Source organism: Bartonella sp. AA89HNZF, assembly GCF_042196905.1.
Taxonomy (GTDB): Bacteria; Pseudomonadota; Alphaproteobacteria; order Rhizobiales; family Rhizobiaceae; genus Bartonella.
On sequence record NZ_JBHIRD010000004.1, the window covers coordinates 34,889 to 52,381 of the forward strand.

16 protein-coding genes and 2 tRNA genes are annotated in these 17,493 nt (G+C 35.2%); 7 read left to right on the forward strand and 11 right to left on the reverse strand.

The window, feature by feature from the left end; genetic code table 11:
- Positions 1 to 680: 680 nt before the first annotated feature.
- From thrS to ACFIN0_RS03035, 3 genes are all read right to left on the reverse strand, one after another.
- Entirely contained in the window at positions 681 to 2,657 is a 1,977-nt protein-coding gene (thrS, locus tag ACFIN0_RS03025; protein WP_375615272.1) for a threonine--tRNA ligase, read from the reverse strand.
- 109 nt (positions 2,658 to 2,766) lie between these two features.
- Complete coding sequence (gene yidD, locus ACFIN0_RS03030) at positions 2,767 to 3,117, reverse strand: membrane protein insertion efficiency factor YidD (RefSeq protein WP_375607118.1); 351 nt, start codon at positions 3,115 to 3,117, stop codon at positions 2,767 to 2,769.
- Entirely contained in the window at positions 3,118 to 3,546 is a 429-nt protein-coding gene (locus tag ACFIN0_RS03035) for an iron-sulfur cluster assembly scaffold protein (RefSeq protein ID WP_375607119.1), read from the reverse strand.
- Between the two features lie 125 nt (positions 3,547 to 3,671).
- Here ACFIN0_RS03035 and folE point away from each other — a divergent pair, with 125 nt between their 5' ends.
- From folE to ACFIN0_RS03055, 4 genes are all read left to right on the forward strand, one after another.
- Positions 3,672 to 4,283: a GTP cyclohydrolase I FolE gene (gene folE, locus ACFIN0_RS03040; protein ID WP_375607120.1), complete on the forward strand. Its 612-nt coding sequence runs from the start codon at positions 3,672 to 3,674 to the stop codon at positions 4,281 to 4,283.
- A 137-nt stretch (positions 4,284 to 4,420) separates the two neighbouring features.
- A tRNA-Leu gene (locus ACFIN0_RS03045) sits at positions 4,421 to 4,505 on the forward strand.
- A 193-nt stretch (positions 4,506 to 4,698) separates the two neighbouring features.
- Positions 4,699 to 5,871, forward strand: coding sequence for an alpha/beta hydrolase (locus ACFIN0_RS03050; RefSeq protein ID WP_375701899.1), 1,173 nt, complete (start codon positions 4,699 to 4,701; stop codon positions 5,869 to 5,871).
- Between the two features lie 139 nt (positions 5,872 to 6,010).
- The gene (locus tag ACFIN0_RS03055; RefSeq protein ID WP_375607173.1) at positions 6,011 to 6,517 is read left to right on the forward strand and encodes a hypothetical protein; all 507 of its coding nucleotides are present in this window, start codon (positions 6,011 to 6,013) and stop codon (positions 6,515 to 6,517) included.
- 435 nt (positions 6,518 to 6,952) lie between these two features.
- Here the strand turns inward: ACFIN0_RS03055 and ACFIN0_RS03060 are convergent.
- The 4 genes from ACFIN0_RS03060 to ACFIN0_RS03075 form a co-directional block, all read right to left on the reverse strand.
- Positions 6,953 to 7,028, reverse strand: a tRNA-Thr gene (locus ACFIN0_RS03060).
- Between the two features lie 196 nt (positions 7,029 to 7,224).
- The gene (accC, locus tag ACFIN0_RS03065) at positions 7,225 to 8,583 is read right to left on the reverse strand and encodes an acetyl-CoA carboxylase biotin carboxylase subunit (protein WP_375606916.1); all 1,359 of its coding nucleotides are present in this window, start codon (positions 8,581 to 8,583) and stop codon (positions 7,225 to 7,227) included.
- Positions 8,584 to 8,597: 14 nt separating this feature from the next.
- On the reverse strand, positions 8,598 to 9,098 hold the full coding sequence (gene accB / locus ACFIN0_RS03070; protein ID WP_375606915.1) for an acetyl-CoA carboxylase biotin carboxyl carrier protein: 501 nt from the start codon (positions 9,096 to 9,098) through the stop codon (positions 8,598 to 8,600).
- A 255-nt stretch (positions 9,099 to 9,353) separates the two neighbouring features.
- A complete protein-coding gene (locus ACFIN0_RS03075; RefSeq protein ID WP_375606914.1) occupies positions 9,354 to 10,220 on the reverse strand; it encodes a DsbA family protein in 867 nt (288 codons plus the stop codon).
- Between the two features lie 341 nt (positions 10,221 to 10,561).
- On the opposite strand from ACFIN0_RS03075, the gene glpD reads away from it, so the two are divergent.
- The 3 genes from glpD (at position 10,562) to cobT (ending at position 15,168) form a co-directional block, all read left to right on the forward strand.
- A complete protein-coding gene (gene glpD / locus ACFIN0_RS03080) occupies positions 10,562 to 12,091 on the forward strand; it encodes a glycerol-3-phosphate dehydrogenase (RefSeq protein ID WP_375687157.1) in 1,530 nt (509 codons plus the stop codon).
- A 696-nt stretch (positions 12,092 to 12,787) separates the two neighbouring features.
- Positions 12,788 to 13,768, forward strand: coding sequence for a tRNA dihydrouridine(20/20a) synthase DusA (gene dusA / locus ACFIN0_RS03085; RefSeq protein ID WP_375701900.1), 981 nt, complete (start codon positions 12,788 to 12,790; stop codon positions 13,766 to 13,768).
- 392 nt (positions 13,769 to 14,160) lie between these two features.
- Complete coding sequence (cobT, locus tag ACFIN0_RS03090) at positions 14,161 to 15,168, forward strand: nicotinate-nucleotide--dimethylbenzimidazole phosphoribosyltransferase (protein ID WP_375696874.1); 1,008 nt, start codon at positions 14,161 to 14,163, stop codon at positions 15,166 to 15,168.
- Positions 15,169 to 15,196: 28 nt separating this feature from the next.
- Here cobT and ACFIN0_RS03095 read toward each other — a convergent pair whose 3' ends face one another.
- From ACFIN0_RS03095 to rpmG, 4 genes are all read right to left on the reverse strand, one after another.
- On the reverse strand, positions 15,197 to 15,688 hold the full coding sequence (locus ACFIN0_RS03095; RefSeq protein ID WP_375606910.1) for an Lrp/AsnC family transcriptional regulator: 492 nt from the start codon (positions 15,686 to 15,688) through the stop codon (positions 15,197 to 15,199).
- Positions 15,689 to 15,709: 21 nt separating this feature from the next.
- On the reverse strand, positions 15,710 to 16,339 hold the full coding sequence (locus tag ACFIN0_RS03100; protein ID WP_375610386.1) for a uracil-DNA glycosylase family protein: 630 nt from the start codon (positions 16,337 to 16,339) through the stop codon (positions 15,710 to 15,712).
- A 28-nt stretch (positions 16,340 to 16,367) separates the two neighbouring features.
- Positions 16,368 to 16,931 (reverse strand): thermonuclease family protein, encoded by a 564-nt coding sequence (locus ACFIN0_RS03105; protein WP_375701901.1) that lies wholly within the window; start codon positions 16,929 to 16,931, stop codon positions 16,368 to 16,370.
- A gap of 332 nt (positions 16,932 to 17,263) precedes the next feature.
- Complete coding sequence (rpmG, locus tag ACFIN0_RS03110; protein WP_004864083.1) at positions 17,264 to 17,431, reverse strand: 50S ribosomal protein L33; 168 nt, start codon at positions 17,429 to 17,431, stop codon at positions 17,264 to 17,266.
- Positions 17,432 to 17,493: the final 62 nt, after the last annotated feature.

Genomic DNA, 17,493 nt, shown 5'->3' on the forward strand with positions numbered 1-17,493 from the left:
TACATTTATGAAGGAGCAAGTCGGCGTCATCATTATAGTTATAGTCTGTCCTCAATAATTGCAACGATCCTTAGCACTTTAGGCGGTTCATTGTAGGCATTTTAAAAGTCCTTTCTCAATAATTTTTATCCACACATTTATTCCGCTTGTTTGGTGCAAGCAAATGATTTTGATAGATTCAACATAAACATATTTAAAATAAGAGAATCCTATGATATTCAAAGCCTTATTTAATATGAATAACAATATATTATGATTATAAATCAATATCTTGTCTTTTTTATAAGGGCTTATCTTATGAATAAGACATATCATTGTTCAGGTAATTTTACATATTTTTTATTAATAAATATAATCTTGTTTCCAGTTTTCTTGCTTGATATTACTATCATTATTGTAATGATCTATCCATGATAATAGCAGAATCTTTTCATTATAAAGGTAAAAGATTAATGTTATTATTAATATTCAATTGGCTATGATTTTTTCATTTAAACAAGCTCATAGCTTACATTCAATTTTTTCACCAATCTACCTTGTAGAGAAAGAGCACGTTATTCTTTCTGATGATAGGTCATTGTGCATGAAACAAAAACGCACTACAATATCAAATTATTTCATTTTGTACAAAAACTGAAGATTTATAGTAAAAAATTAACGTATTACAATTTTCTGTGATATTACGCATTTATTACGCGTTGCAAATCTGGAGGTGTTGCCTCATTTGAGAGTTGTTTAATTACATCTTCTACAGATAAAAGGGTTTGATTTGTACTTCCTAAGCGGCGCATATTTACGCTATTTGTTTCAGCTTCACGTTTGCCACATACCAAAATTACGGGGACTTTTTGTAAAGAATGTTCTCGTATTTTATAGTTAATTTTTTCATTGCGGAGATCTATTGTTGCGGAAAGCCCAGTAGCTTTAAGTTTTGCTGTTATTTTTTGGGCATATTCATTTGCTTCGGATGTAATTGTTGCAACAACAATTTGTTCAGGAGCAAGCCAAAGTGGCATATGTCCAGCAAAGTTTTCGATTAATATACCAAGGAAACGCTCCATTGATCCAAAAATAGCACGGTGGATCATAACAGGTTGACGTTTTTCTGAATCTTTATCAATATAGAATGCACCAAAACGTTCAGGGAGATTAAAGTCTATTTGTGTTGTTCCACATTGCCATTCACGACCGATAGCATCCTTTAATGTATATTCAAATTTTGGACCATAAAATGCTCCTTCACCTGGAAGGATGCTTGTTTTGATTTGTCCTGCAAATTTTGTTTCAATCGTTTTAAGGACAGATTCCATGATACTTTCTGCGTGATCCCATAATGCATCAGATCCAACTCGTTTTTCTGGACGTGTTGAAAGCTTAAGACTGATTTCTTTAAAACCAAAATCAGCATAAGTTGATAAAATAAGATCATTAATACTGAGACATTCATCGGCTAATTGTTCATCAGTACAAAAAATATGCGCATCATCTTGTGTAAAACCACGCACACGCATAAGACCATGTAAAGAGCCTGAAGGCTCATAACGATGAACAAGTCCAAATTCAGCAAGTCTAATAGGCAAATCACGATAAGATTTTAAACCATGTTTAAAAATTTGCACATGACCAGGGCAATTCATTGGTTTAAGAGCATAAACATTCCTATGATCTGAATTTTCTACTGCTGGAATTGCTTTGAACATGTTCTCCTTATACCAGCCCCAATGGCCAGATATTTCCCAAAGTGACCTATCGAGAACTTGTGGCGCATTAACTTCAGCATATTGATGATCATCAAGGCGTCTACGCATATAGTTGATTAAATTTTGGAACATTTTCCAGCCTTTTTTGTGCCAAAAAATCATTCCTGGCCCTTCTTCTTGAAAGTGAAATAAGTCCATTTCACGTCCCAAACGGCGATGATCACGTTTTTCAGCTTCTTCTAGCATATGGAGGTAGGCTTTTAAGTCATTTTCATTTGCAAATGCTGTTCCATAAATTCTCGTGAGCATTGGATTATTGGCATCGCCACGCCAATAAGCGCCTGCAACTTTCATTAATTTGAAAGCATTCCCAATTTGCCCTGTAGATTGCATGTGCGGTCCGCGACAAAGATCAAACCACTCTCCTTGATAATAAACTTTTAAATCTTGATTTTCAGGAATGCTATCAATAAGTTCAACTTTATAAAATTCCTTTTTCTCAGAAAAAACTCTTCTCGCTTTTTCACGAGACCAAATTTCTTTTCTAAAAGGTTTATTGCGTTGGATAATTTCACGCATTTTCTTTTCAATGACAGTGAGATCATCTAATGTGAAAGGTTGTTGGCGTGCAAAATCATAATAGAATCCATTTTCAATGACAGGACCTATTGTTACTTGCGTTTCAGGAAAGAGCTCTTGCACTGCTTCAGCAAGGACATGGGCGCAATCATGCCTTATGAGCTCAAGAGCGCGTGAGTCTTCTCGGGTAATAATCTCTACTTGACCAGATTGTCCCAATGGATCCGATAAGTCTCGCGTGATGCCATCAAGACTATAGGCGACTGCTTTTTTTGCAAGTGATTTAGAAATAGATTCTGCTAATTCCAAGCCTGTCATTTCGGGGGGGTAATTATGTTTTGAGCCGTCAGGAAAAGAAAGAGAAATAGAGCAAGACATAAAAACACCCTTTAAGTCCAATTCCGCCAACGATTGCGGATGGTTTCGTGACTAAGTAAAAAACTTATAGACTAATCTTTCTATCAGTACATATAAAAAAAGAAAAGGATTATTTATTGTGTTTGTCAGAAATTTTCCAGTAACGCCAAGGTTTATAAAAACAGCAAGAATTTCCAAGTGATGGAGGGACTGGATCAAAGCCATCTGTTCCAAAGGGCCCACAACGCATGATACGAAAGAGTCCCATCCATGCACCAGCCCAAAGCCCATGGCGTGCAATCGCTTCATATGTATATTCTGAACAAGTCGGGGCATGGCGACATTGATTGCCTATAAGACTCGAAAGTGTTATTTGATAGAAACGTATTAAGAAAATACCCAATAATCGTCCGGGTGTCTTTTGCCAAGTGCCTGTGTAATTCCGAGTCAACTTTTTTTGTCTAGATTGTGATTTGAACATTTATTTTTCTTCAATTTTTTGAATGCAGTCTATCGTTGCATCAAAGGGTAGTAGTGTTGCTGCATGGCGCACTTTATAGTCTTTAATGGGCTGTAAGCAAGAAAAATCCTCAAATGGAGCTTGAGGAGAAGGACCATTTTGCGTTAGCATTTGGTAGATAACTTCACGCAATATTTTAAGATCTTGAGTTGTTTGTCCGATGATATGAGATGCTAAAAGTGAAGCTGAAGCTTGCCCTAGCACACATGCATGTATTTCGTGAGCAAAATCGGTAATAATACCATTTTCCACTTTTAAATCTACAGTGATTGTCGAACCACAAAGGTGTGCATGTTTTCTTGATGTTGCATCAGGATTATTAAGACGCCCAATTTTGCCTATATGTGCAGCATATTTAAGTATTTTATCATTATAGATAGTATCAATCATGCGCTATTGCCTGAAATTTTGAGAGTCGTGATTGTTTAAACTTTTAATTCGCTTATATAGAGATTATACAAAATGAGATAGGTATGGAGCAAATGCTTTGTATAGAATAAGCTTGGAGTTTTTGAATGCGTAATGTTGTTAAAGAGGACACAAATTTATCTGAAGAAAAGCGTCCGAGTATTGAAGAGGTGGAAGAGGCGATTCGTACATTACTCTTATGGATAGGGGAAAATCCAAATAGAGAAGGGCTTTTAGATACTCCAAAACGTATAGCCAAGGCATATCGCGAGCTTTTTAATGGTTATAGTCAATCGGTTAAAGAAACCTTAGGTACAGTTTTTGAAGAGGTTTCAGGATACAATGAAGCCGTAATCGTAAAGAATATATCTTTTTATTCACACTGTGAGCATCACATGATCCCAATTATTGGGAAAGCACATATAGCATATCTTCCTAATACAAAAATTGTTGGTCTTTCAAAAATTGTACGTGTTGTAGATATTTTTTCTCGTCGTTTACAAACTCAAGAAGCTATGACAGCGCAAGTGGCTCACGCGTTAAAAACGTATCTGAAGCCTCATGGTATAGCAGTATTGATTGAGGCTGAGCACATGTGTATGGCTATGAGAGGAATCCAAAAACAGGGCTCTACAACAATTACAAAAAACTTTCATGGTTATTATGAAAAAGATCAAGCGGCACAAGAACATTTTATGATGATGGTTCAAAGGTCATAGTAAAGCCTATATTTCTCGTAATCTCTATTAAGTTATAAAACATCCGGATAAAATAAATTATGAGAAAAAGAAAATTGGCTTGTACCTTTCTTTATGATTTGTTAAAGGCTAAAAACCAAGGTTTTTTCTTTCCACGTGCGGTCGTGGCGGAATTGGTAGACGCGCAGCGTTGAGGTCGCTGTGGGGCAACCCGTGGAAGTTCGAGTCTTCTCGACCGCACCAGTTAGCAGTGAGTTTCTCCATAATGAGATGAAGTTATGTTAGAGAGAGGGGATTTATAGGCATTATAGAAAAATCTTTTTTGTATGTTATTTGTTGGTGTGTTGCCAATAATGTTTCGTTTTTTATTACTTTATCTATGCATTTGAAATGTTATATTTTTATAAGGTGGGGTTAAGTTGCAGTGAGAAGTATAATGATTCTGAGATATTTAACACTTCTTATTTGTATTTCTTTATTATCAGCGTGTAGTGATTCACGTGCTGTACTTTGGCATGGGGTACATGCAACACCTTCTATGACTGCCGTAGAAAGGGAAGTTGAAGGGAAACCAGTTTCTCCAAAAGCCATCGTTCCAGTATATGTTGCAACAAGTCGTATGATGCAAAATAATTACGCTCAACCTTATGGTGCAGAGCGATCAAATAAAGTTCATTATAATCGCGTTGACGTAGGAATTCCTCAGCAACATGTAAAGGGAGTTGTTGAAATAAATGCCTATAAACCTACGAATGATAAGTATTTTGCAGCAGTAGCATTGCAAAAATACGATAATAAAGAACAGTTTAAACAGCAATTAAATGCTGCTTTAGCAAAAAAGCCAAAAGGAAAAAGAGAAATTTTTCTTTTTATCCATGGGTATAATAATAATTTTGCAGATGGTACATTTCGTACAGCACAGTTTACACACGATTATTCTTTAAATGTTGTCGCTGTGCATTATTCTTGGCCTTCGGCCGGATCAGTTCCTCTTTATATTTATGATCGTGACAGTGCTAATTTTGCCCGTGACGGATTGATAGAGCTTTTAACACTTATTAGTGAAACCAATGCTGATCAAATTTCGGTTATTGCACATTCTATGGGCAATTTTGTTATAATGGAAGCATTTAGAACGTTAGCGTTACAGGGAAAATATAGGCCTATTCGTCGTATTACAAGTTTATTAATGGCTGCACCAGATATTGATGTTGATGTATTTGAGCGCCAACTTAATGATATAAAAAAACTCCCGCAGCCAACCGCTATTTTAGTATCCAGAGCGGATAAAGCTCTTGCCGTTTCAGGACGTCTTACGGGTGGACATCATCGTGTGGGCGATGGCTCAGATATCGAAATGTTGCGTAAAAATGGAATAGCTGTTCTTGATTTTTCTCATGTGGATGGGGGAGCACACAATGTCTTTGCATCTTCGCCAACGTTGATGGCTCTTTCTCGAGAAGGTTCTTTGGCTTCCACAATTATGCAAGGTACAGAATTGTCACCTAGTCAAGCCCTTCTTGCTGATGGTAGTAGTGTATTGGAAAAAACAACACATCTTATCCTTTATACACCTGTACGTTTTCTCTCTCCACGGATTCCACGTTGATCGTGAAAAGAGAGAAAGGGCTCCATCGAATAATGTATTGGAGGTAATATTTTTTAGCACTTTCTTTAGAATGGTCTTGTAAAATGAAAAATAAATAGCGGGATGAATGTAAAAAACAGTCATTAGGTGAGTTTTTGTGATGATTGCACGGGAACGCTATGTTAATACGCCTACAGTTGTTGATTATTTATCTCATTCCGCAATTAAGTTATTAGACATTCATGCTATGCTTGTGAAGGTGAGAAAAGGTGATATGGGGGAAAAACCAAATTTATTGCGTCAAATTGATTCTACAAAAAAACAGTTAGATGAAATAAGCCATGCTCTTATTTTAGAATATCGTAAACGCCAAGAAAATGAGCGTTTTTTAAAACAAATTCTGCTATCTATTTCTGATCAACTTTTTGCACTTAATAATGGTTTTAAGGAAACAGGACGTCTTTTTTTTCAAGAAGTTAGAATACTTCAATCTCAGATGCAATGTTTATATGAGGGAAAGGAGAGGCTGCATTTGTTGAATAGCCAAGAATCTTTTTGTTCTCCGTCAAAGATTGATGAAGTCATTAAACAGTTACAAAAAGCACGAGAAAAGCTTATTCTTGAAAGTCCACATCTCTTTGAAAAAAGCACAAAAGCTAAACAATAAAAGTTCTTTAGTTGAGCAGATAGATAATTTGAATTTTACAGCAAAAACGCTGTTAGATAGAAGGCTACAACCTTTTTAAAGAAAAGAATTTGCTTTAATAAATGAAACACATGCCTTATGTCTTTGCTAAAGTTAAGGCTGATGAATTAGGTGGCTTTATTGAAAAAAATGTTTGTGGAAAGAATTTTACAAAAAACTTTCTGATTCTTTTAATAATAGCCCGCCGGATAATTTTACCAATGTTATGAAGTTGTTAGTATATTCATTAGAAACTTAAACTTTAATATTTTCCTTGGTAGAAATTAGCTGAATTCAAAGCATTAAAAAGAAGTTTGATAAAAATAACATATTTTGTAAATTCACGCTCACCTCTACCTTCTCTTGAATTTAAAAACACTCGGAAAATGAAAAGCTACACGTAATTAAAAGAACATATGGTGCCCCCAGAGAGACTCGAACTCCCGACCCCCTGATTACAAATCAGGTGCTCTACCAACTGAGCTATAAGGGCGTAACCATGTAGGAGTTAGCACAAACTAACAAAAAGGAAAACAGAAAATTATTAAATTTTATGCATATTAAAAGAAAACTATATAAAAAATAACCAATTTATTTCCTTTTTTCCACTTTTTACAGCAAGGTTGGAACTATCCTTATGTTGATATCTTATAGAATCTTTTATAAGAATGCACCGTTTTGCTATCGAATTACGAATCTGAAGACTTTGATTGATGAGCAAGGTAATTTTCTAGCCAGTGAATATTATAATTACCATCAGCAACATCTTGATTATTAATAAGATCGCGAAAAAGAGGTAGTGTAGTTTTTATCCCATCGACGACAAATTCATCTAAAGCACGCCGTAAACGCATCATACATTCTAAACGGGTACGTCCATGAACAATCAGCTTTCCAATCATGCTATCATAGTAAGGAGGAATACGATAACCTGAATAAGCGCCTGAATCAACACGAATCCCTAAACCTCCAGGTGTATGAAAATGTGTAATGGTTCCAGGTGATGGCGTAAAGTTAATGGGATCTTCTGCATTAATACGGCATTCAATGGCATGACCAGAAAAACAGACTTCATCTTGTGTCACTGAAAGTTTACAGCCTGATGCAATATGGATTTGTTCGTGGACTAAATCTATACCTGTAATTGCTTCAGTTACAGGATGCTCGACTTGTAAACGTGTATTCATTTCAATAAAATAAAATTCGCCATTTTCATAAAGAAATTCAATAGTACCAGCTCCACGATATCCAAGTTGGGCACAAGCATTTGCAACAATACTTCCAATTTTTTTCCGTTCAGTTTCATTAAGTGCAGGTGACGTAGCTTCTTCCCATACTTTTTGATGTCGTCGTTGAAGTGAACAATCGCGTTCTCCTAAATGAATAGCATTTCCCGCACCATCACCTATGACTTGAATTTCAATATGACGGGGTTTTTCTAAATATTTTTCTATGTAAACAGCGTCATCACCAAAAGCAGCTTTCGCTTCTGAACGCGTTGTCTTGAGAGCTATAGAAAATTCTTGTTCAGAATGAACGACTTTCATACCACGTCCGCCACCACCAGCAGAAGCTTTTATAATAACCGGATAACCAATTTCACGAGCAGTGCGTAAAGCATCTGATTCTTCAGTGACTGCTCCATCTGAACCTGGAACTACAGGAATACCAAGTTTTTTGGCGGTTTTCTTTGCTTCGATTTTATCGCCCATGATTCGGATATGAGTAGCTGTTGGACCGATGAATGTAATATCATGGGCTTCTAGAACATCTGCAAATTTTGCATTTTCAGAAAGAAAGCCATAACCTGGATGAACAGCATCCGCTCCTGTAATTTCACAAGCAGCAATAATTTGCTGAATACTCAAATAAGAATCACGAGCAGGAGGAGGGCCAATACAAACACTTTCGTCAGCAAGACGAACATGCATTGCATCTGCATCAGCTGTAGAATGAACAGCAACGGTTTTTATGCCAAGTTCTTTACATGCACGTAAAACGCGAAGAGCAATTTCTCCTCGATTAGCAATGAGGATTTTTCGAATCATGGTTGCCCCTCGCTTTATTCAACAATAATAAGTGGTTCACCAAATTCAACAGGTTGACCATCTTTGACAAGAACAGTGGTTACCGTACCGGAGCGCGGTGATGAAATTTGATTCATTGTTTTCATGGCTTCAATAATAAGTAATGTCTCCCCTTCAGAAACATTTTGTCCTACTTCTACAAAAGGTTGTGCGCCTGGTGAAGGTGCAAGATAGGCTGTTCCAACCATTGGAGAGGTTATTGTGTTTTTTGATTTATCTTCTTGGATAGAGTGTATAGGAGATTCAGCTGTTGGAACTGGAGAAGATGTTACAGAAAAAGTAGGAGTAGAAACAGGAGCATAGATCGCTTGCTCGGAAGAAGTTGAGGTATTTTGGCGTGAGACACAAATACGAAGCTCCCCTTGTTCAACTTCAATGTTCGTTAAATTTGTATCATTCAAAATTTCAGCAAGATCACGAATAATGTTCGTATCAATTGCGGTATATTTTGCCAAATCCATTTTTTTTGTTGCCATTTTATTTCTAACTCCTTGATCAATGAAGATCGTCATTATTTCGTTTTATGACAGAATATCTCTAGATTAGGGATGATATCTTTTGAAGCTTTAAAGATATTTATTTCCTTTAAATTCATTATATTTTGCAATTTTAAACTCGTATCTGCTTTACGCAAAATTGCATTTATAAGCCTGTTGTCAAAAAAGAGAAAGCATAAAATTACCTCATTTACAGTATTCTTCCTAAAACTAATCAGGTATAGAATAGGGTATTTACTGTGTATTATCTATCGCTTGTTTTAGAATATCTTGTCTGGCTGCGCCGATGAATATTTTATTACCAATGATATAAGAAGGTGTTCCCGTAATATGAAGTGTAGAGGCAATGTGAATATTTTCTTTAAAAGCTTTTTGCAGATTAGGGTCTTTTATTGCATTACGGAGTTTTTTTTCATCTGCTCCTAATGAAACAGCTATTTTTATAGCTTTAGCTTCATTTGCGCGCCCTTGATGCATTAAAAGCTTTTTATGAAACTGAGGATATTTTTCTGGAAATTGTTTTCGAAATGCGTAAGCAACGGTATGAGCCGCCATAGAATCAGATCCCAAAATCGGTAAATCCTTGATAATAACCCGTAGATCTGGATATTCTTTTATCAAGTCTTCTATATCTGAATAGGCACTTTTACAAAATCTGCAATTGTAATCAAAAAAATCAACAAGTACTTTTTTACCATTTGGATTCCCCAAAACAGCGTCATGAGGAGAGTGAAAAATTTCCTTTTCTAATAAATGAATAATTGAGCTTTGACTTTCGTCTTCATTTTGTTTTTCCAGCTTATCTTGAAGGATAAGCTGCATTTCAATCAAAACTTCTGGATGAGTAAGAAGATACTCTCTAACAATTTGTTGAATATGCTGAGAATCAGTATGCGGTGTCATTTTTTCTTTAAGCTTAGATAAAAAGCTAGAATCTTCTAAAAGTTGTGCTTTAAGTTTTTCTAAGCTTAAATGATTGGTTACTGTCTGCTGTGATGTTGCGTTTGATAAAGAAGGTAAAAAGGTTAAAATACTCAACATAACTGGGACTAAAATTTTTGAAACAAGTGTTATTTTCGAGTTTTCAGGTTGATGAGTCATCTGTATACCTTTACATTTTCTATTGTGTCATTGAGTAAACTATATGAAAAGCGTTCTCTATGTGCAATAAAGCATTTAGCTATAGTATGTATTCTCAAATAATAAAAAACATTAATTTTTCTCTAAAAAGCTTTCATATGATGTACATTTGCAAAGATTATATTGCCTACAGGATAAAAAATCCTCTCTTTAATTTGTCAAATGTTGTTTTGATGTATAAGGGTATCAAAAGCTTTTTGTGCGTGTTTATTTTAGGAAAAAGTACGTTGATAATACAATGAAGAACACTTGTATTATTTTTTCCTGTTGCTTTATTGAGGACTGAGAAACAAAATTAAATAATGAAAAGTGAAATTATGAAAACCACAACACATTATGAGCTGTTTATCATTGGGGGAGGGATAAACGGGTGTGGATTGGCAAGAGATGCAGCTGGACGCGGTTTTAAAGTAGGATTAGCTGAAATGAAAGATCTTGCATCAGGGACTTCAAGTGCATCAACAAAACTTATTCACGGTGGTCTTCGTTATCTTGAACATTATGAGTTCAAACTTGTTCGTGAAGCACTCAAAGAACGCGAGATCATTTTACGCATAGCTCCACATATTGTACGTCCTTTACGTTTTCTTCTTCCTTATCATAAAGAATTGCGTCCTGCTTGGATATTGCGTTTTGGACTTTTTATTTATGATTATTTAGGGAACTGGAATCAGAAATTGTGGCGCAGTAAAACGATTAATTTTTCAAAAAAGTTTTGCTCTACACTGAAAAAAGAATATCAGAGAGGTTTTGAATATTCTGATGCAAGAGTAGATGATGCGCGTTTAGTCATTGCCAATGCTCGTGATGCAGAAAAGTGGGGAGCTGATATAAAAGTACGCACAAAAGTTCTATCTTTAAAAAGAGAAGACAAAAAATGGCGTATCTTTCTTCAAGACAAGTTAAGCGGTAAAGAATATAATGTCACTGCTTCTTATGTTGCGAATATGACAGGACCTTGGATTGATCATGTTTTGGCAAGCGTATTAGACTGTAAAGAACATACGCCAATACGGCTTGTTAGAGGTTCTCATATTTTGGTTCCCAAACTTTATACTCATGATCGTGCTTATATTTTTCAAAATGGTGATGGGCGTATTATATTTGCTATTCCATATCAAGAAGAGTTTACCTTGCTTGGAACAACAGATTGTAATTATCAAGGAGATCCGGCTGACGTTCATATTACTGATAAAGAAATTGATTATATTTGTGCAGCAGCCAGTGAATATTTCATACAACCAGTATTACCTGAAACGATTGTCTGGTCTTACTCTGGAGTTCGTCCACTCTATGATGATGGAGCTTCAAAAGCACAAGAAATTACGCGCGATTATGTTTTAAAAGAAATGGGAACAGGAACGACACCAAAGATACTTAATCTTTATGGTGGAAAGATTACAACTTATCGTAAGTTAGCTGAAGATGCGATGAAATTTGTTGAAAAAGCACTTGGTAAAAAGGGAGCATCATGGACGGCTAAGGCAGTACTTCCAGGGGGAGATTTCCCCTATAACAAATTAGATACAATCGAAAATAGGATTGCTCTTTTAATGCCAGATTTAGATGTTTTTACACATCGCAGGCTTGCACGCTCCTACGGTACAGAAGCATTGCTGATCTTTGCACATGGTAAGGCAAATAAAGGAAAAAATTTTGGACATGGGCTTTATGAAGTAGAAGTAAAATGGTTGATGGAAAAAGAATGGGCTAAAGTATGTGAAGATGTGTTATGGCGTCGTTCAAAACTGGGGCTCCTATTTAATGAACAAGAGGTTGATACTCTTTCTTCCTATATGCAAAGCCAACAAGAGATTGAACAACGTTTATGATCATTTCATTTTACAGATTTTATCTGCAATATTGTAAATATTTTCCTTCAAGAGATACTGATATCAGTTATAGATATTAAAAAGGCAATGGCTGTCTATACCCTGATTTTAGTTTTTTTTTTGCAAGAATCACAAAATAGCAAAATTAGATAGAATATTTAAGATGAAATTTGTCTATTTTATAAAGTGAAATCTAAGAATATTACCAAAAATAACTCATTGATAAAAAATGATTTATAATTAGATTCGTATGAAATAAGGTTTTTTTCTTCTTTAGGAGAAGATAAAGCTACTTTTTTAGCGTTTATTTGCACAATGAGTTAAAAAATCTAAAGAAAATTAAATCGATCATGAAAAATTGTATAATGTGTTAGTTTAGCATTTATTATCTTAAACGCTGTACTAAATCATGTAAGGGGAGAGACTTGAAGAGCGTAAGAAGAACTTATAAATGAGTTTTTTATATTATAGTAAAAATCTTCTTTTTTCATGTTTATATACCTGAACACTAATCTATGAGAAATGCGATATTGTGTTTTGGCATGATTGATTGTAGTAAACCTTGATATCAATTGAAAATAATGAGCTGTTATTATACTCATGATAGTATAAGAGAATAAAATTTTCCGTAAACTAAAAGTAAGTATTTTTCTATGTATAAAGAGAGAGCTATAGGGACATGAGAGTAATACCCTCATGATATTTTACAACCTTCCATCGCCTATAAAATTTGCAGTAGCACCAATGTTGGACTGGACAGACCGACATTGCAGGTTTTTTTATCGTCTTTTAACGAAAAAAGCTCTCCTTTATACGGAAATGATGGTAGCAGATGCTGTCATTCATGGTGTTCGTGAACAATTGTTGGCTTTTAGCGACAAAGAACGTCCAGTTGCATTACAATTAGGGGGGGCAGATCCGAAAAAGTTAGCAGAAGCTGCACGAATTGCTGAGGATTTTGGCTATAACGAAATAAATCTCAATGTTGGTTGTCCATCAAATCGTGTTCAAGCAGGTGTCTTTGGAGCTTGTTTGATGCTACATCCAGACATTGTGGCAAATGCCGTAGAAGCAATGAAACAAGAGGTTACTATACCTGTAACTGTCAAATGTCGGATTGGAGTGGACGAACAAGATGAAGAATTAGCATTAGATCTTTTGGCTAATCAAGTTTGGAATGCTGGATGTGATGCGCTCTGGATACATGCACGCAAGGCATGGCTACAAGGATTGAGTCCGAAAGAAAATCGCAATATTCCGCCCCTTAATTATGAAAGGGTTTACAAATTAAAACGTCAATATCCTCATAAATTCATTGGGATAAATGGTGGAATTAAATCGATTGATGAGATCAAAGAACACTTAACTTTCTGTGATGCTGTCATGGTTGGTCGCCAAGTTTATCATGATCCAACTTTGTTAAAACATATTGATTTTGAACTCTATGGTGAGTCGCAGAATAGTCTAAGTGAGAGTGATCTTATTGAGGTTATGTGTGATTATGCAGCTCGACATATTGCATCGGGGGGACGGCTTTCTCATGTGACGCGTCACATGATTGGTTTATTTCATGGGCGGGGTGGGGCACGTCGATGGCGGCAAATACTATCAAATGATGCGACAAAACCAAACGCAGATATATGTACTTTAAAAGAAGCTTTTTATGCTCTCATTTAATAACAGTCAGACAATTAACATATATTGAAGTTGAGATCCTTTGCGTTTTGATTTCTTTGCGATAATTTTGATCCCTTTAATTTTATAAGTTTTTGAAAGTTTATAACTTTTATTATGAATAAGAATGTTAGAATTTATATATTAAACGGCATGCTGATTATGCCTATTAAATAAAAAATAGTTTAAGGGTATCACTGTAAAGGTAGTCATAAGATATTAATAACATTTTGAATCTTGCACGTTTGTTATTGGGGTAAAAAATAGAATGTAGAAATTATTGCTTTCATAGTATTTAACATTTTTAAAGTACTGTTAAAAAAACAATAAATTATTCATATCCTGTATATATGACGTGATTTTCATAAACATTGTAGATTTTAAAAGGTATCCTTATGATCGCTAGTCCATTTGATGATTTTCGTGCTTTGCTTACAAATTTACCTGTTGCTGATGAGTTTTCTATAATTTTGGCAAAAAAACGGCAAAAAAACTTAACAAAAGAGCAAGGAACATTGGGAAAACTAGGAGATATTGCTGTTTGGTATGCGGGGTGGAGAGGTACAGAAAAACCTATAGTAACGCGACCTTTGGTTGCTATTTTTTCTGGAAACCATGGTATTGTAGAGGAGAATATTACACCATTTCCACAATCTATGACACAAAAAATGGTACAAAATTTTGCATCTGGCGGTGCTGCTATCAACCAAATTTGTATCGCTTATGATCTGGGATTAAAAATTTTTGATTTAGCATTGGAATATCCAACAATGAATATTACCAAGGATGCTGCAATGGACGAGAGAAGTGCAGCTGCTACAATGGCATTTGGAATGGAATCCATTGCTGGTGGAACAGATCTTTTATGTATTGGTGAAATGGGAATTGGAAACACAACAATAGCTTCAGCTTTATGTTTAGCATTGTTTGGTGGAGACGTTGAAGAGTGGACAGGACATGATATGGAATCGGAGGGTGATTTTTATCAGCGTAAAATAGCAGCGGTTAAGGCAGCAGTTTCCTTGCATAAGGAGCATTTAAATGATCCTTTTGAGATAATGCGTCGCTTAGGAGGACGTGAAATTGCTGCTATGGTTGGTGCTATTTTGGCGGCAAGAATGGAAAAGATACCCGTTATTTTAGATGGTTTTGTGGCAACAGCAGCGGCAGCGGTCCTTTATAAAATGCATCCAAAAGCTCTTGATCATACTCTCGTTGGACATGTTTCTTCTGAAAAAGTCCATCGTAAACTTTTACAAAAAATTGGCAAAGAACCACTTCTAGATTTTGGAATGCGTCTTGGTGAAGGAACAGGAGCAGCTATAGCAGCTGGAATTGTCAAAGCTGCTGTTTTAACTCATGCACAAATGGCGGTTTTGGAACAAGAAAGTTTGAACACTTAAGAGATGATGAGACGGATATAAAAAACGCTTAAGAGTTATGTTCATTTACCTTTTCATGTAATTTAATATAATTCAGCGGAAGCTCCGTTGTATATTTAATCTGTTCCATTGCGAAAGAAGATGAGACATCACGGATATCAATTTTAGAAATTAATTTTTTATAAAAAAGATCATAAGCTTCAATATTGGGAACAACAACACGCAATAAATAGTCAATATCTCCACTCATTCGGTAAAATTCAATAACTTCACGGAACTCCTGCACAATTTGTGAAAAACGCTTAAACCATTCATGACTATGTGTATTTGTGCGAATAGACACAAAAACAGTGACGTGTGCGTTTACTTTTTCTGGAGAAAGAACAGCAACACGACGTTGAATGACGCCATCTTCTTCAAGTTTTTGAATCCTACGCCAGCAAGGAGTGGTCGAAAGTCCCACTTTTTTAGCAATATCAGCAACAGAAAGTGTCGCATTTTCTTGCAAAAGATGTAAAATTTTTCGGTCAAGACGATCCATATTTCTTCTCAATATCTTAATTTATAAAAATTTACGCACTAAACGACGCAGATATACAATAAGCTCATCGTTAAACCATGGATTTTTCTGTAACCAAGAAGTATTTCGCCATGACGGATGAGGCAAAGGCATAACATTATAGCCTCGAGGTTGAGGAATGGAAAGAATATTTCTCCAATCACCAACAGTTGCAGAAACGGTTTTATGTTTTAATTCTGTAATGTGCCACTTTTGCGCATAACGACCAATGGCAAGAACAAGCTTTATTTGAGGCATTGCCTGAAATATCTTTTCATGCCATATTTCTCGACATTCACATCTTGGTGGTAAATCAGCTTTATTTTTGTCATAACCTGGAAAACAAAATCCCATAGGAACAATAGCAAAGAGAGATTTATTATAAAATTCTTCTTTTGTAACACCCAGCCAATTACGCAATCTTTCGCCCGAACGATCATTAAAAGGGATAGAAGTTTCATGAACACGCAATCCTGGTGCTTGGCCTGCAATTGCAATCGAAGCAGTATCGGATAAATAAACGACAGGGTTTGGTTCATGAGGAAGAGGAGGAAAATAATGGGGTTGTTGGACGCAAACACGACAGGAATAGATCTCTTTTTCAAGTTTGATAATTGGGCTACATTGTTTCATTAGTAAATAAAATTAAAAAATATTTTTCTTATTCTGTGCGAGGATTTGCTTTGCGCCATTCTTTTGGTCGTTGAAAACTTGATGCCCATATTCCTTTCTTTTTCCTTCTCGCTTCTTGCTCTTCTTTGGGGTATTCATAATAATTTACAGCCCAACCATTATGTACAAGTGTTGCGTTGATATTGCTAACTTGTTTTGTTTTACATGTTGCAAGAATACGGCGATATTTATCTGTTTTTTGCCAGTGACATATAACAGTTTGATTTTTTAATAATTGTTCTAAATATTTCTTTGCCTCAAGCCCACAAGGGTAGCGTGCTTCCTTTTTTCCACAAAATTGGTGGAGTTCAGGAGCATCAATTCCAGCTAGTCGAATCTTAATTGAAGAAATCATAATGGTATCGCCATCAATGATTAAAGCATTTCCTTTAACAGAGTTTTGAGAAGAAAATTTTTCTTTTTGAGGCAACTGCTGAGTTTTCTTAAAGTAAGTTGACATAATGATAAGAATGCTGGCAGCGATAAAAATACTGAAACGGATAACTTTTAGATTAAAGATTCTTAGATTAAAATGAGAAAAAGATTTTTTCATGAAATAAAGAAACTGCTAACATTACTATAACTCTATTTTAGTATTGTTTATAATTCATCCGAGAAGCTTTATTCATATGACGAAACAATGTCTCGTTTTAATGACAAAATTTTCGTTAGATATCACAATAATCAAATACTCATGCAGAATATATGTAAGCAACTTAAATAATAAATCAACTTAATCCAAATCCGTACAAAACGTACAAAGTTTAAAGTAAACTTTTTAAACTTAAGGAAATAAAAAAACACCCCTCAAAAAATAACTTTGAAGAGCAATACTCCCACATTTCTTTTGGAGTATAAAATCTATCAATTCAATAATAATTTTATTTATTTAATTTTTGTTTCTTTAAATTCAACGTGCTTTTTTACAACTGGATCATATTTACGCTTGCTCATTTTATCTGTCATTGTGCGGCTGTTTTTCTTTGTTACATAGAAAAAACCAGTATCTGCAGTTGATAAAAGCTTGATCTTAATGGTTGCTGCTTTAGCCATAATGTAAATACCCTATTTATACTGAAAAAATATTATTGCTTTCAAAACTTATTTCCGACATC

Excerpts from the sequence above, each read along its gene's own strand:
- thrS (WP_375615272.1), bottom strand. The coding sequence starts at position 2,657 with ATGTCTTGCTCTATTTCTCTTTCTTTTCCTGACGGCTCAAAACATAAT.
- yidD (WP_375607118.1), bottom strand. The coding sequence starts at position 3,117 with ATGTTCAAATCACAATCTAGACAAAAAAAGTTGACTCGGAATTACACA.
- ACFIN0_RS03035 (WP_375607119.1), bottom strand. The coding sequence starts at position 3,546 with ATGATTGATACTATCTATAATGATAAAATACTTAAATATGCTGCACAT.
- folE (WP_375607120.1), top strand. The coding sequence starts at position 3,672 with ATGCGTAATGTTGTTAAAGAGGACACAAATTTATCTGAAGAAAAGCGT.
- ACFIN0_RS03050 (WP_375701899.1), top strand. The coding sequence starts at position 4,699 with ATGATTCTGAGATATTTAACACTTCTTATTTGTATTTCTTTATTATCA.
- ACFIN0_RS03055 (WP_375607173.1), top strand. The coding sequence starts at position 6,011 with ATGATTGCACGGGAACGCTATGTTAATACGCCTACAGTTGTTGATTAT.
- accC (WP_375606916.1), bottom strand. The coding sequence starts at position 8,583 with ATGATTCGAAAAATCCTCATTGCTAATCGAGGAGAAATTGCTCTTCGC.
- accB (WP_375606915.1), bottom strand. The coding sequence starts at position 9,098 with ATGGCAACAAAAAAAATGGATTTGGCAAAATATACCGCAATTGATACG.
- ACFIN0_RS03075 (WP_375606914.1), bottom strand. The coding sequence starts at position 10,220 with ATGACTCATCAACCTGAAAACTCGAAAATAACACTTGTTTCAAAAATT.
- glpD (WP_375687157.1), top strand. The coding sequence starts at position 10,562 with ATGAAAAGTGAAATTATGAAAACCACAACACATTATGAGCTGTTTATC.
- dusA (WP_375701900.1), top strand. The coding sequence starts at position 12,788 with ATGATATTTTACAACCTTCCATCGCCTATAAAATTTGCAGTAGCACCA.
- cobT (WP_375696874.1), top strand. The coding sequence starts at position 14,161 with ATGATCGCTAGTCCATTTGATGATTTTCGTGCTTTGCTTACAAATTTA.
- ACFIN0_RS03095 (WP_375606910.1), bottom strand. The coding sequence starts at position 15,688 with ATGGATCGTCTTGACCGAAAAATTTTACATCTTTTGCAAGAAAATGCG.
- ACFIN0_RS03100 (WP_375610386.1), bottom strand. The coding sequence starts at position 16,339 with ATGAAACAATGTAGCCCAATTATCAAACTTGAAAAAGAGATCTATTCC.
- ACFIN0_RS03105 (WP_375701901.1), bottom strand. The coding sequence starts at position 16,931 with ATGAAAAAATCTTTTTCTCATTTTAATCTAAGAATCTTTAATCTAAAA.
- rpmG (WP_004864083.1), bottom strand. The coding sequence starts at position 17,431 with ATGGCTAAAGCAGCAACCATTAAGATCAAGCTTTTATCAACTGCAGAT.